This window comes from Pseudoclavibacter sp. Z016 (genome assembly GCF_002931215.1).
Taxonomy (GTDB): Bacteria; Actinomycetota; Actinomycetes; order Actinomycetales; family Microbacteriaceae; genus Pseudoclavibacter.
This window is the reverse complement of record NZ_PSTU01000011.1, coordinates 937,918-951,355: the sequence shown is the minus strand read 5'-3', so window position 1 is coordinate 951,355 and position 13,438 is coordinate 937,918. Positions and strand designations below refer to the sequence as shown.

Sequence of the window (13,438 nt, the reverse complement as noted above, 5' to 3'; positions counted from 1 at the left end):
GGTTGCGTGCTTCGAACCTAGCCGCGCGGCGGCCCTCGGTGGATAGCGATTGGCGATCAGCCGCATCGCTTCGCGAGATGCGCCGCGGTGGCGGATCGCGGCGTTCATCGCGCGGCATCCACTGGAGGGCCCAGGATGGAGCCCCGGCGTTTCCCATTCGTTTCAGGAATGTTGAGGCGACTTTGCATCACGGAAAGCGATGCACGTCTTCAGGCTTTCGTATTTGCGTCGCCACGGTCGAAGCTCGGATGCTGGGAGCGAGCCCGAGTCGCAGACCGGCATCAACCGAGCGGAGTCGCACGTGAACGCAGAAGTCCAGCAGCTGTTCGACTACGTCGTCGTCGGCGGCGGAACAGCGGGGAGCATCGTCGCGTCGCGCTTGAGCGAGGACCCGAGCGTCACCGTCGCGCTCATCGAGGCTGGGCCCAGCGACGTCGACGAGCCGCGAGCCGGCAGCATCCGTCGCTGGGCCGAGATGCTCGAGGGCGAATACGACCTCGACTACCGCAGCGTGCCGCAGGCCCGCGGCAACTCGTTCATCCGTCAGGCCAGGCTGCGCATCCTCGGAGGCTGCTCGACCGCGAACACCATGATCAGCTGGCGTCCCCTGCGCGGCGACCTCGAGGAGTGGGCGGCGGCGGGAGTCGAGGGGTGGGGCTACGAGGAGGTGAGCCGGGCCTTCGACCGGATCGCTGCGCCGATGGTTCCGGTCGCGGATGCTGACCGCAATCCGTACATCCAGGATGCGGTGACCTCCGCCGCCGCGGCGCTCGACCTGCCGCAGCGACGCCGGTGGAATGCCGAGGAGTTCGTCGAGGGCGCTGGCTTCTTCGAGATCGGCTACTACCCGGAGAACAACGACCGAGCCTCGAGCTCGCGCGCCTACCTCCACGACAACCTCGACCGGCCGAACCTGACGGTCGTGCTGAGCTCCATCGTCGAGCGACTGACCATCGAGGGCGGCCGTGTCACGGGCGTCCTCGTGCGGCCCGAGCGCGGCGAAGCGCACCAGATCACGGCGCGGCGCGAGGTCGTCCTGAGCTGCGGTGCCATCGACACCCCGGCGCTCCTGCAGCGATCCGGAATCGGCCCAGCCGAGGTGCTGCGAGCTGCCGGCGTTGAGCCCATCCTCGACCTGGCCGGGGTCGGCGAGAACCTCCAGGATCACGCGGAGGGCCTCGTCGTCTGGGAGGCGAGCGGCGAGCGCTCCGAGGTGTGCGCGACGGGCTGGGATGCCGGCTACGTCGTGCGCGTCGACCCAGAGAGCGCCGTCCCCGACATCTCGACGCACATCCCGCTCCACTCCTGGACGGTGCACGCCGAGCGGTTCGGCGCGGACATCCCGGCCAACAACGTGTCGCTCGCGCCGAACGTCGCGAAGCCGCGCAGTCGCGGACGCGTGTGGATTACGTCCCCGTCGCCCGACGAGGCCCCGTCCATCGACTACGAGTACTTCACCGATGCGGACGGCCGCGACGAGGCCATGCTCGTCGAGGGCGCCAAGCTCGCGCGCCGAGTCGCGCAGCAGGAGCCGTTCGCCTCGCACCTCGTGCGGGAGGTGTTCCCCGGCCCCGACGTCGTGTCCGACGAGGAGCTCTCCGAAGTGCTCCGCGCGACGCACCAGACCGTCTACCACGTGTCCTGCACGGCACGGATGGGCGCGGCGGGGGATGCGCTCGCGGTGGTCGACTCGAGGCTGCGCGTGCACGGCATCGAGGGCCTGCGCATCGCCGACGCGTCGGTCTTCCCCACGATCCCGGCGCTGAACCCGGTCGGCACGGTCATGACGGTTGCGGAGCGCGCCGTCGACTTCATCCGCGAGGACGCCGGGGCGCGCTGAGCTTTTCCCTGAGTGTTCGCCGAGAGGCTCGAGAACTTTGTGACGCAATGGCGGTGGACCACGTCTCCCTTGTAACGCCCCACAGCGGTGCACCGGCACCAGGGCTCGAAACCAAGGAGAGCATCCCATGACGAACGTCACCCCCAACGCTTCCGCCACCCCCAGCACCGTGGCAGCGCCGAAGACGGACGCGGCCTCGAAGAGCGTCGTGACGTCCGGCCACGCGGGCACTGAGCTCGCCTCCACCCACGGCACGACGACCGTCGTCGACAGCGTCGTCGCCCGTGTCGCGGGCATCGCTGCCCGCGAAGCCCGTGGGGTCTACGACCTCGGTGGCGGTGCGGCCCGCGCGATCGGCGCCATCCGCAATGCGCTCAACGCGAGCGACCAGAGCCAGGGCGTGAGCGTCGAGGTCGGCGAGAAGCAGGTCGCCGTCGACATCACGATCGTCGCCGAGTACCCGGTCTCGCTGCAGGACGTCGCCGACGGCGTCCGCGCCGACGTGATCCGCGCCGTCGAGTCGATCGTCGGCCTCGAGGTCACCGAGGTGAACGTCACCATCAACGACGTGCACCTGCCGAGCGACGACAACCAGGAAGAGCCCGCAGGAGCGCGCGTCGAGTAGTCAGCAGCACGAAGCCAGCGCGCCTCCAAGCGGGTGCCTGCCCTCGGAACCCATCACCTCAGCCGGCCTGGCCGCCGATCGGCGGCCAGGCCGCGCCAGTTAACACACCCCGAAAGCGAGTCACCCATGTTCCTGCGAATCGTCACCTTCGTGCTCGGAATCGTCGTCAAGAAGCGCAGCGCCAAGAAGAAGCGCCAGCAGCAGGCGGACGCCCGCGCCAAGCACACCGCGAAGTCCAAGAAGTCCGGCAAGTCCAAGCACGGTGCCCGCTCGAAGCGGAGCTCGAGCAGCCGCGGCCGTCGACGCTGATCCTGCGTCCGTGCATAAAGCCCACCCGTTCCCGTGGCCGAGCCCGGCCGCCGTCGCAGAGGCCGTCGCGGTCGCCGCTCGGTCGGTCCACGCCTGAGGACGCCATCGGCTGAAGGCCAGAACTCAGGCCTTCGGCCGATGTGCTCGGCCAGTCCGAGCGGAAGACTCATCTGGTCGGCGCGTGGTGCGCCGCAGGAGAGGCGTGAGTGAAGAAGTTCGTGAAGAGGGCACTGCTCGGGGTTGCGGCGGTATGCACGGTGGTTGCGCTCGCGTTGGTGTCGACGACGGTCGTGCACGCGGTGGCGTCTGGGATCGAGAGCGGCCGGATCGAGCAGTACGGGCAGAAGGTCGACGTCGACGGTCGCCAGATGAACGTCCTCGTCGCGGGCGACGCCGCCGACACGATCGTGCTGCTCCCCGGCTCCGGCACGGCGTCCCCGGTCCTCGACTTCCAGCCCCTGGTCGACGACCTGGCGCGGGATCACCGCGTCATCGTCGTCGAGCCGTTCGGCTACGGGCTCAGCGATGGCACGGATCGAGAGCGCACGACGGAGAACGTCGTCGCGGAGGTTCACGCGGCGCTGCAAGAGCTCGGCGTCGATCGCTACATCCTCATGGGCCACTCCATCGCCGGCATCTACGGGCTCGAGTTCGCCGAGCGCTACCCCGACGAGGTGACGGCGTTCGTGGGGATCGACACCAGCGTCCCCGGTCAGCCGGGCATGGACGAGGAGTTCCCGACGGGCCTCTTCGCAGCGGTCAGGAACCTCGGCCTCATGCGACTCATCACCGCCATCGGGGGAGTCGGCTACGACGAGCCCGTCTACACCGATGAAGCTCGCGAGCAGATCACGCTCATCAGCAACCGGAACTCGCTCAGCCCGACCTACCTCGACGAGATGGACCACTTCGGGAGCAACTTCGGGAACGCGCTCGGCACGAGCTTCCCGGAGCAGTTGCCGCTCCTCCTCTTCGTGGAGGCCGACAACGCGAACAACGGCGACTGGATCGGCCTGCACGAGCGGCAGGCCGCCGAGGTCAGCGACGGCACGGTCATTCCCGTGGATGGGGAGCACTACCTCCACCACACGCACGCCGCCGAGATCGCGCAGGACTTCCGGGAGTGGCAGCTGGCGCGTTCCCTCTGAGGGTTCTCGCTTGCCGGGGGATGCATCGGCGGCTGGTTGTCGACGTGCGAGGAAGTAGTGTCAGTCGGCGGGGCGGCACCATGGTCCGCGGCTGATCGCTCAGCTGCCGTGGAAGCCCCACCGACATCCGACGTGCTAGGAGGGCAGCCATGGCCTTGATCGACAATGGGATCTACGTGAAGGGGCGTCGCTGCTTCACCCCGGTGACGCTCGATGAGACGTTCGAGAAGCTGCGCGAGCACGCTGGCATGGCCTGGATCGGCCTCTTCCAGCCGAGCAACGAGGAGCTCGACGCGGTCGCCAAGGAGTTCGATCTGCATCCGCTCGCCGTCGAGGATGCACGGGTCGGGCACCAGCGGCCGAAGATCGAACGCTACGGCAGCACCCTCTTCGTGGTGCTCCGACCCGCCTGGTACGTCGATGCCACCGAGACGGTGCACTTCGGCGAGATCCACCTGTTCGTCGGCCCCGAGTTCGTCGTCACGGTCAGGCACGCGGCACGCCCGGAGCTGGGAGACGTCCGGCACCGGATGGAGCAGAGTCCCGCCCTCCTGAGCCTCGGCCCCGAGGCTGTCCTCTACTCGGTGCTCGACCAGGTCGTCGACGGATACGCCCCCGTGACCGCCGGCCTCGAGAACGACATCGACGAGATCGAGGATCAGCTCTTCGCGGGCGACGAACGCGTCACGCGCCGCATCTACGAGCTCCTCGGCGAGGTCATCAACTTCCAGCGGGCGACGAGTCCGCTGCGAACCATCCTCGAAGCGCTCCTGCGGGGCGCCGAGAAGTACAACACCAGCGAGGAGCTCCGCGCCCGCTACCGAGACGTCCTCGACCATTCGCTGCGCATCGCGGAGCGCGCCGACTCCTTCCGAGTGCTGTTGGAGAACGCCCTGACCGTGCACAGCACGTTGGTCACGCAGCAGCAGAACGAGGCCATGCGGGAACTCTCGGAGGCCAGCCTCGCGCAGAGCGAGGAGACGAAGAAGCTCTCCGAGCAGAGCATCGCCCAGAACGAGGAGATCAAGAAGATCACCAGCTGGGCGGCGATCCTCTTCGCCCCGAGCCTCGTCGGCACGGTCTACGGCATGAACTTCACGAACATGCCGGAGCTCGAGGCCGAATGGGGGTACCCGCTCGCGCTCTTCGGGATGCTAGCGCTCGGCGTCGTCCTCTGGTCGGTCTTCAAATGGAAGAAGTGGCTCTAGGCCGTGTCCGACGAGGTGTCGCCGACCGCCGGTGAGCTCACCGGCCTGCGTGCGCCTCGACGAGGCCGAGACGCACGAACGCCGCGTGGAGTCCGTCCTCGTCCACCGCCCCGGTGACGAGGTCGGCGGCAGCCTTGGCCTCGGCGGTCCCGTTGCCCATCGCGACGCCAACGCCGCACGCGACCAGCATCTCGAGGTCGTTGCCGCTGTCTCCGACGGCGATCGTGTCCTCCATGCCGAGGCCGAGCACGGGGAGCAGGGCCTCGATCGCCGCCGCCTTGTGGACGCCGCGCATCGAGATCTCGCCCCCGCCGTTGCCGAGGCCCGGCATGGTGCCGCCGACGATCGCGTAGGCGCTCCCGAGTCGGGCCTGCACTCGATCGAAGGAGGCCTCGTCGTCGCTGCTGAACACGACCTTGGCGGTCTGGTCGAACTTCATCGGGCCGGAGTCGACGACGTGGTGCCGCAGGCCCGAGTTCTCGATGTCCGTGTAGCCGAACCCCGTGAGCAGGCGCCGCATGCGCGAACGGTGCCCCTCGGTCGTGTGCATCCCGTGTCGCCCCTGCAGGCTGTAGTCGATGCCGAGATCGTCCAGCTCCGCGGCCAGCGAGCGGGCGTCCGCCTCGTCCAGGTGCAGGTCCACGAGCCAGGTGCCCGCGTGCTGCACGTAGGCGCCCGCGCCCGCGACCATGCCGTCGAAGCCGATCTCCTCCACTCGGGGGTCGATCTCGAGCGGGCTCCGGCCGGTCGCGAGGAAGACGAGGTGACCCCTGGACTGGGCCGCGTGGATGGCCGCCGCCGCTGAGGGTGGCACGTTGCCGAGCCCGTCCGTCAGGGTTCCGTCGATGTCGAGGAACACGGCCCGCCGAGAAGTGGTGCTGATCGTCACCTGACTATTGTCCAGCCTGACGGGCCGAGCGCGCGACACCGGCCACGGCCGAGGTCGGCAGGTTGTCCTTCGGGAGTGGCTGGCCCGCCTCGACGGCCGCCGCCCAGTCCCCGCTCGCCGCGACCGCCGCGAGATTGGACTGCAGGAGCGCCATCAGGGTGGAGTGCACGGTCTTCGCCGACGCGAAACCGGCGCTGTTCGCGAGGTTGATCGCGCCGGTCGCGTCGGAGAGCACCTCAACATCGATGCCGAGTTCCTCAGCAGCCACAGCAGACGCGATGATGCAGTTGTTGGTCATGTAGCCGACGAACGTCACCGTGTCGACGTCGGCCGCCCGCAGCCAGGCGAGTAGCTCTGTCTCGGCGAAGACCGAGCTGAAGCGCTTCGTGATCGCCTTCCACGCGGGCCGCCGTCGTGCCTCGACATCGGGGTGCAGCGCGAACTCCGGCATCGTCGGGTTGAACACGGGAGCCTGATCTCCAGACGAGTGCTGGACGACGGCGATCGGAATGCCCGCCGCCTCCGCGGCGTCGATCGTCGCCGTGATGCGAGGAAGCGAATCAACGTGGGGCGGGTGGTGGATCTCGAGGGGCCCCGAGAAGTACTGCAGCTGGACATCGACGAGGACAAGTGCTCTGCGAGGGGAGGTCATGATCTGTGCTCCTCTTGGGGTGCGGGGTGTGGGTTGGAGCGGCGGCGCGTCGCCCGCATCCATCATCTGCCTTCGCTGCGAGGGAGGCTATTGGCAGAAAAACCTCTCTACAATGGAATCACGCCAAAGGAGGCAGGGACATGAGAATTGCCGTGTACGCGTTCAATGGCGCGACGGTCTTCCACCTCTCGGTGCCCCACCTCGTCTTCGACGAGGTCGCGCGCAGCGGCGCCGCGCCCTGGGAGACGTTCCTCTTCTCCGACGAGCCAGGGTCCATCCGAACCGCCGAGGGGTACACGATCGGCGGCATCCGAGGACTCAGCAGTGCCGCAGACGCCGACATCGTCGTCATCCCGTCCTGGATCGAGGACGGAGTTCCCCCGGCAGCGGGCCTCACCCGGATGCTGCGGGACCAGCACGACCTCGGCATCCCCATCGTCGGCCTCTGCCTCGGCGCGAACGCCCTCGCCGACGCGGGCCTCCTCGCCGGCCGCAGTGCCGTCACCCACTGGACGAGCACGGCAGAGCTCGCAGGGCGCCACCCCGACATCGACGTCCAACCGGCCGCCCTGTACCTCGACCACGGCGACGTCATGACCTCTGCGGGGACCGCATCCGGCATCGACGCCTGCCTTCATATCGTGCGAACCAGACTGGGGTCCGAGGTCGCGAACCGAGTCGCCCGTCACCTGGTCGTGGCACCCCACCGCGAGGGCGACCAAGCCCAGTACATCGAACGCCCGGTCCCGCCAGAGGCCTCAGGGGGAGCGATCGCTGCGACGTGCGCGTTTGTGCTCGAGCACCTTGCGGATGACCTCAGCGTCGACCGCCTCGCCACCGTCGCCCACCTGAGCCAGCGGTCGTTCGTGCGCGCCTTTCGAGAATCGACGGGGGCGACCCCCGCAGCTTGGGTGAGGTCGCGTCGCCTCGACGAAGCCCGCCGCCTGCTCGAGACGAGCGACCGCGCCATCGACCAGATCGCCGCCCTCTGCGGCTTCGGGAGCCCGGTCACGTTCCGCCAGAACTTCGCGACCGCGTTCGGCAGCACCCCGTCGAGCTACCGGCGCCGCTTCGACGCGCGCTGAAGCCCAACAGCGCCGCCGATGCCAGCAGCACCGCCAGCGCGGTTTCCCGTTTCTCACTCCTCACACCCTCCGCGAGCGCACGTGCCAAGGAAGTTGCCTCGGGGAAACAGCAGCACGCACCTCGTGAAACATGCGGTTTCTACGCTCTGACATGTCAGCGACCACCCGTCGCCGTTCATCAACGGAGGAGCCACGATGCGCGCACCCACTCGAGCACACCGAGACGAGCTGTGATGACCCCGAAACAATTGCCGCACGGTGACGAAACATCGCAGACCTACGCTCACGACATGCCAGCCCCCGCGCCCCGCTCTCGCCACGTCGTGGTGATCGGCGCTGGCATGGTCGCGCACCGATTCATCGAGTCGCTGCGATCGCAGGACTCCGATGGGGTCTGGGCGATCACCGTCATCGGCGACGAGCCGTGGCGACCCTACGACCGGGTGCAGCTCACGAGCACCTTCTCGGGCGTCGCCCCAGCCGCCCTCGAGCTGGGCAGGCCGCTCATGTGGTCGCACCCCAACGTGACGCTCCGCACCTCCGAGACCGTGACGAGCATCCAACCGGAGACCCGCACCCTCGTCACCTCCCTCGGCGCGACCGAGCACTACGACGAGCTCGTCATCGCCACCGGGTCCGCCGCCGCGAAGCCCCCGATCGCGGGAGTGGATGCGCCAGGCGTGCACGTGTACCGCACGGTCCACGACGTGGTCGCGCTGAAGGCGGAGGTTGCGGAGTTGTCACAGCGACTCGGCCGCACCGTCCGCGGCGCGGTCGTCGGTGGGGGACTCCTCGGCCTCGAGGCCGCAGGAGCCATGGTCGCCCTCGGCGCCGAGTGCACCGTCGTCCAATCGTCCGGCCACCTCATGTCCGCCCAGCTCGACGCGGGTGGCGGCGAAGCCCTCCGTCTCCTCATCGAGCATCTCGGCGTGGATGTGCGCACCGGTTCACGAGCCAGCGCTGTCGTCCTCGACACCGAGGGCCGCGCGGCGGGACTCGACTTCCCGAACGGCGAACCCGAGCTCGCCGACCTCGTCGTCTTCGCCGTCGGCATCCGGCCCCGTGACGAGCTCGCGCGTGACGCCGGGCTCGCGCTCGGCGTTCGCGGTGGCATCGAGGTCGACGACGCCTGCCGAGCATCCGTCGCCAACATCTTCGCGATCGGCGAGGTCGCCTCCATCGACGGCGAGTGCTTCGGGCTCGTCGCCCCCGGATACTCCATGGCCGAGGTCGTCGCGAACCGCCTCACCGGGGGAGCGGCGACCTTCCCCGGAGTCGACCTCTCGACGAAGCTCAAGCTGACGGGCGTCGACGTGGCGAGCTTCGGCGACGCCTTCGCCGAGTCGCCCGGCGCGCTCGAGGTCACCTACGCCGACCCGGTTGGCGGCGTCTACAAGAAGCTCGTCATGTCCGACGACGGGAAGGTGCTGCTCGGCGGCATGCTCGTCGGCGACGCCTCCGCCTACACCTCCCTGCGCCCGATGGTCGGGCGCGAGCTCGGCACCGACCCGGCCGCGTACCTGCTGCCGGCCGACGGCATGCCGGAGGTCGGCGGCGACCTGCCCGACGACGCCACCGTCTGCTCCTGCAACAACGTCTCGGTCGGCGCGGTGCGCGGCGCCGTCACCGACCACGCCTGCACCGACCTCGCGGGCGTCAAGGCCTGCACCAACGCGGGCACCGCGTGCGGCTCCTGCGTGCCGCTCGTGAAGAAGATCTTCTCCACGGAGCTCGCGAAGACCGGCGTCGAGGTAAGCAACGCTCTCTGCGAGCACTTCGCGATGTCCCGCGCCGGGCTCTTCGATGCCGTCCGCGTCACTGGCCTCCACACCTTCACGGGCATCATCGAGCGGCACGGCAACGGGGGCCGAGGCTGCGACATCTGCCGCCCGGTCGTCGCCTCGATCCTCGCGTCCCTCGGCAACGGGCACATCCTCAAGGGCGAGCAGGCAGCCCTGCAGGACACCAACGACCACGTCATGGCGAACATGCAGAAGGACGGCACCTACTCGGTCGTCCCACGCATCCCCGGCGGCGAGGTCACCCCGGACGGGCTCATCGCGATCGGCGCCGTCGCCAAGGAGTACGGCCTCTACACGAAGATCACCGGCGGCCAGCGCATCGACCTCTTCGGCGCACGAATCGAGCAGCTGCCCGAGATCTGGAAGAAGCTCGTCGACGCCGGGTTCGAGTCAGGGCAGGCGTACGGCAAGGCGCTGCGCAACGTGAAGTCGTGCGTCGGCTCCACCTGGTGCCGGTACGGCGTGCAGGACTCGGTGGCCATGGCCATCTTCCTCGAACTGCGCTTCCGCGGCCTCCGCTCGCCGCACAAGCTGAAGTTCGGCGTCTCGGGATGCGCGCGCGAATGCGCCGAGGCGCGCGCGAAGGACGTGGGTGTCATCGCCACGGAGAAGGGCTGGAACCTGTACGTCGGCGGCAACGGTGGCTTCACGCCACGCCACGCGGAGCTGCTCGTCGAGGACCTCGACGACGAGCAGCTCATCACCGCCATCGACCGCTTCATCGGCTACTACATCCGCACCGCGGACCGGATGCAGCGCACGGCCCGCTGGATCGAGGACCTCGACGGCGGCATCGACACCCTCCGCGCCGTCGTCCTCGAGGACAGCCTCGGCATCGCGGCGGACCTCGACGCCATGGTCGCGAACCACGTCGACAACTACAAGGACGAATGGCAGGAGGCGCTCAACGACCCCGAGGTCATGGAGCGGTTCGTCTCCTTCGTCAACGCCCCCACCACGCCGGACCCCTCGCTCGGCTACGTGCCAGAGCGAGGGCAGCTCCGCCCGGCAAACGACACCGACCGCAGCGCCGGCACGGTCATCGCAGGAACGACCTTGGAGGTCCGACGATGAGCATCGCCATCGACACGCAGACGGTCGACGCCGCGGCCGCGCAGACGCAGTGGGTCGCCGTCTGCCCGCTGAGCGCCCTCCACCCGGAACGTGGGGTCGCCGCCATCCTCGACGGAACGCAGATCGCGCTCTTCCGCCTCGGCGACGAGTCGGTGTTCGCCGTGCAGCAATCCGACCCGTACTCCGGCTCGCAGGTCATGAGCCGTGGCCTCGTCGGCACTCGCGGCGGACGGCTCACCGTCGCCTCGCCCATGTTCAAGCAGGTCTTCGACCTCGCCACGGGCGAATGCCTCGACAGCGTCGGCAAAGAGGAGCGCACCCTCCTCACCTACCCCGTGCGCATCCAGCACGGCACCGTGCTCGTCGACCTCGGAGGCACACGATGAGCACGCTCATGGCACTCGACTTCACCGGCCGCGACGTCGTCATCGTCGGCGCGGGTACCGTCTCCGCGAGACGCGCCCAGAAGTTCGTCACGGCCGGCGCATCTGTCACGATCGTCGCCCCCGAACTCGGCGGCACGATCGGCGGGCTCGTCGCCGACGGACTCGTCACCTGGCTCGCCGAGCCCGTCCGCGCAGACCACCTCGACGGTGCCTGGTTCGTCCACACCGCCACCGGCGACCAGACCACAGACCTGCTCGTCGCCGAATGGGCCAACGAGCGACGCGTCTGGTGCGTGAACGCGAGCGACGCATCCGCCGGGAGCGCCAAGACTCCCGCCACCTCCGACGCCGGGGCCGTCGAGATCGGTGTCGTCTCGAAGCAGGGCGCCGACCCGCGCCGCAGCCGCCTCATCTGCGACCAGCTCGCCGAGAACCTGCGCGCCGGGGACATCGACCTGCGCCGCCACCGTGCAGGCACAGGGCGGGTCGTGCTCGTCGGCGGGGGACCCGGCGACGCCGACCTCTTGACGCTCCGCGGCCGCCGCGCCCTCGCGGAGGCCGACGTCGTCGTCACCGACCGCCTCGGGCCGCGCTCGGTGCTCGCCGAGCTGCCCGCCGACGTCGAGATCATCGACGTGGGCAAGCAGCCCAAGCACCACCCCGTGCCGCAGGACGAGATCAACCGCATCCTCGTCGAGAAGGCCGAGCAGGGGCTCGTCGTCGTGCGCCTCAAAGGCGGAGACCCCTTCGTCTACGGGCGGGGTGGCGAGGAGGTGCTCGCCTGCAACGAAGCGGGCATCGACGTCGAGGTCGTCCCCGGCATCAGCAGCGCCATCTCCGTCCCGGCCGCCGCGGGCATCCCGGTCACGCACCGCGGCGTCGCCAACTCATTCCAGGTCGTGACCGGCCACCAGCGACTCGGAGCCGAACTCCTCAGATCGGTGAAGGGCGACACATGCACCCTCGTGGTGCTCATGGGAGTCTCCGCCCTCGGCCGCATCTGCGACGAGCTCGTCGACGCCGGAGTCCGAGACGACATGCCCGTCGCCATCGTCGAGAACGGACACACGCCCCGCCAGCGCGTCACGCGCGGCAGCCTCCGCACGATCGACGCCACAGCGCGCAGCGTCGGCGTCGCCAACCCCGCCATCATCATCATCGGCGAAGTCGCCCAGTTCGGCCTCCTGCAGGCCGCTCGTTCGCTCCAAGAACAGGACGCACTGTCAGCATGAGCCTCCCACCAGCGAGCGGTGCACGCACCCGCCCTCCCCAGGAACAGCACCTGGCAGGCGTCGTCGTCGTCGTGACAAGCGATCGCCGCTCCGGTGAGCTCGCGACCGCCCTCGAACGACGCGGCGCGATCATCCGCCACTCGCCCTCGCTCACCATGACCGCCGTCGAAGACGACGCCGACCTGCTCGACGCGACGAAGCGCGTCATCGCGAACCCTCCGGACATCGTCGTCGCCACCACCGGCGTCGGCTTCCGAGGGTGGATCGACGCAGCGGATGCGCACGGGCTCGCGGAGGACCTCGTCGCGGTGCTCTCAAACGCGCGCATCGTCGCGAGGGGGCCGAAGGCACGCGGGGCGATCCAAGCGGCCGGGCTCAACGCCGACTGGGTGGCCGAGTCGGAGACCTCCGCCGAGCTCGCCCAGTTCCTGCTCGCAGAAGGCGTCGAGGGCGCGCGCATCGCCCTGCAGCACCACGGCTCGGGAGCCGACGGACTCGACGAGGAGTTCCTCGCCGCGGGGGCCGACGTCGAGAGCCTCATCGTGTACCGGTGGGGGCCACCCGCCGACCCGGCGCTGCTCTCGCGGTGGGCCTTCAAAGCGGCGGACGGCGAGGTCGACGCGATCGTGTTCACGTCGGCGCCGGGCGTCTCCGCCTGGCTCGAGTCGTTCTCCAGCGACGCGGACGCGGACGACGCCGAGAAGAGCGGCGGCGCGCTCGACCGGATCCGTCAGCGCTGCCGCGATGGGTCGCTCGTGACCGTCGCCGTCGGCCCCATCACTGCCGCCCCGCTCCGCTCGGTCGGCATCGAACCCGTCGTCCCGAAGCGCGGACGGCTCGGCGCGCTCATCCGCGAGCTCATCGAGCACTACGCGCAGCGCGCTGCCGAAGGCATCGAGACCGAAGCGGGACGCCTCTTCCTCCGCTCCAGCTGCGCCGTCATCGGCGACGACGTCATCGAGCTCTCGCCGGGTGCCCTGCGCGTCCTGCGCCTCCTCGCCGGCAACCCGGGCGGTGTCGTCACGAGGGAGCAGATCCTCGCCAGGCTGCCGGGCAGCCCGACGACCACCCATGCGGCTGACGTCGCTGTCGCCCGCCTCCGCGAATCCTTCGGCGACCGAGCGATCGTGCAGACCGTCGTGAAGCGCGGCTACCGACTGCGCATCCGCACGAGCTGATCCCAGGCCA

12 protein-coding genes are annotated in these 13,438 nt (G+C 69.4%); 10 read left to right on the top strand and 2 right to left on the bottom strand.

Translation table 11 applies throughout. From position 1 onward, the window contains the following. Positions 1 to 301: 301 nt before the first annotated feature. From C5B99_RS10545 to C5B99_RS10525, 5 genes are all read left to right on the top strand, one after another. Positions 302 to 1,840: a GMC family oxidoreductase gene (locus C5B99_RS10545; protein WP_219819632.1), complete on the top strand. Its 1,539-nt coding sequence runs from the start codon at positions 302 to 304 to the stop codon at positions 1,838 to 1,840. Positions 1,841 to 1,967: 127 nt separating this feature from the next. After that, on the top strand, positions 1,968 to 2,465 hold the full coding sequence (locus C5B99_RS10540) for an Asp23/Gls24 family envelope stress response protein (protein WP_104241673.1): 498 nt from the start codon (positions 1,968 to 1,970) through the stop codon (positions 2,463 to 2,465). A 126-nt stretch (positions 2,466 to 2,591) separates the two neighbouring features. Next, positions 2,592 to 2,774 carry a hypothetical protein gene (locus tag C5B99_RS10535; RefSeq protein WP_104241672.1) on the top strand — a complete coding sequence of 61 codons (183 nt, stop codon included), beginning with the start codon at positions 2,592 to 2,594 and terminating at the stop codon, positions 2,772 to 2,774. Positions 2,775 to 2,980: 206 nt separating this feature from the next. Beyond that, positions 2,981 to 3,922 carry an alpha/beta hydrolase gene (locus tag C5B99_RS10530; protein WP_104241671.1) on the top strand — a complete coding sequence of 314 codons (942 nt, stop codon included), beginning with the start codon at positions 2,981 to 2,983 and terminating at the stop codon, positions 3,920 to 3,922. 149 nt (positions 3,923 to 4,071) lie between these two features. Beyond that, complete coding sequence (locus C5B99_RS10525; RefSeq protein WP_104241670.1) at positions 4,072 to 5,130, top strand: magnesium and cobalt transport protein CorA; 1,059 nt, start codon at positions 4,072 to 4,074, stop codon at positions 5,128 to 5,130. A gap of 37 nt (positions 5,131 to 5,167) precedes the next feature. Here C5B99_RS10525 and C5B99_RS10520 read toward each other — a convergent pair whose 3' ends face one another. Beyond that, complete coding sequence (locus C5B99_RS10520; RefSeq protein ID WP_181064985.1) at positions 5,168 to 6,019, bottom strand: Cof-type HAD-IIB family hydrolase; 852 nt, start codon at positions 6,017 to 6,019, stop codon at positions 5,168 to 5,170. Positions 6,020 to 6,023: 4 nt separating this feature from the next. Further along, positions 6,024 to 6,671, bottom strand: coding sequence for an isochorismatase family protein (locus tag C5B99_RS10515; RefSeq protein ID WP_104241668.1), 648 nt, complete (start codon positions 6,669 to 6,671; stop codon positions 6,024 to 6,026). Between the two features lie 140 nt (positions 6,672 to 6,811). Between C5B99_RS10515 and C5B99_RS10510 the strand changes: the two genes are divergently transcribed. The 5 genes from C5B99_RS10510 to C5B99_RS10490 all read left to right on the top strand — a co-directional run bounded on the left by C5B99_RS10510 (position 6,812) and on the right by C5B99_RS10490 (position 13,428). Then, entirely contained in the window at positions 6,812 to 7,756 is a 945-nt protein-coding gene (locus tag C5B99_RS10510; protein WP_104241667.1) for a GlxA family transcriptional regulator, read from the top strand. 290 nt (positions 7,757 to 8,046) lie between these two features. Beyond that, positions 8,047 to 10,632: a nitrite reductase large subunit NirB gene (gene nirB, locus C5B99_RS10505; RefSeq protein WP_104241666.1), complete on the top strand. Its 2,586-nt coding sequence runs from the start codon at positions 8,047 to 8,049 to the stop codon at positions 10,630 to 10,632. Further along, positions 10,629 to 11,018 carry a nitrite reductase small subunit NirD gene (gene nirD / locus C5B99_RS10500; protein ID WP_104241665.1) on the top strand — a complete coding sequence of 130 codons (390 nt, stop codon included), beginning with the start codon at positions 10,629 to 10,631 and terminating at the stop codon, positions 11,016 to 11,018. Before nirB ends, nirD begins: the two co-directional genes overlap by 4 nt. Further along, complete coding sequence (cobA, locus tag C5B99_RS10495; RefSeq protein WP_104241664.1) at positions 11,015 to 12,250, top strand: uroporphyrinogen-III C-methyltransferase; 1,236 nt, start codon at positions 11,015 to 11,017, stop codon at positions 12,248 to 12,250. Before nirD ends, cobA begins: the two co-directional genes overlap by 4 nt. Then, positions 12,247 to 13,428, top strand: a complete 1,182-nt coding sequence (locus C5B99_RS10490; protein WP_104241663.1) for a uroporphyrinogen-III synthase — start codon at positions 12,247 to 12,249, stop codon at positions 13,426 to 13,428. The genes cobA and C5B99_RS10490 overlap by 4 nt, the downstream gene beginning before the upstream one ends. The last annotated feature ends 10 nt before the right edge of the window (positions 13,429 to 13,438 follow it).

Excerpts from the sequence above, each read along its gene's own strand:
- C5B99_RS10535 (WP_104241672.1), top strand. The coding sequence starts at position 2,592 with ATGTTCCTGCGAATCGTCACCTTCGTGCTCGGAATCGTCGTCAAGAAG.
- C5B99_RS10490 (WP_104241663.1), top strand. The coding sequence starts at position 12,247 with ATGAGCCTCCCACCAGCGAGCGGTGCACGCACCCGCCCTCCCCAGGAA.
- C5B99_RS10540 (WP_104241673.1), top strand. The coding sequence starts at position 1,968 with ATGACGAACGTCACCCCCAACGCTTCCGCCACCCCCAGCACCGTGGCA.
- cobA (WP_104241664.1), top strand. The coding sequence starts at position 11,015 with ATGAGCACGCTCATGGCACTCGACTTCACCGGCCGCGACGTCGTCATC.
- C5B99_RS10510 (WP_104241667.1), top strand. The coding sequence starts at position 6,812 with ATGAGAATTGCCGTGTACGCGTTCAATGGCGCGACGGTCTTCCACCTC.
- nirB (WP_104241666.1), top strand. The coding sequence starts at position 8,047 with ATGCCAGCCCCCGCGCCCCGCTCTCGCCACGTCGTGGTGATCGGCGCT.
- nirD (WP_104241665.1), top strand. The coding sequence starts at position 10,629 with ATGAGCATCGCCATCGACACGCAGACGGTCGACGCCGCGGCCGCGCAG.
- C5B99_RS10515 (WP_104241668.1), bottom strand. The coding sequence starts at position 6,671 with ATGACCTCCCCTCGCAGAGCACTTGTCCTCGTCGATGTCCAGCTGCAG.
- C5B99_RS10525 (WP_104241670.1), top strand. The coding sequence starts at position 4,072 with ATGGCCTTGATCGACAATGGGATCTACGTGAAGGGGCGTCGCTGCTTC.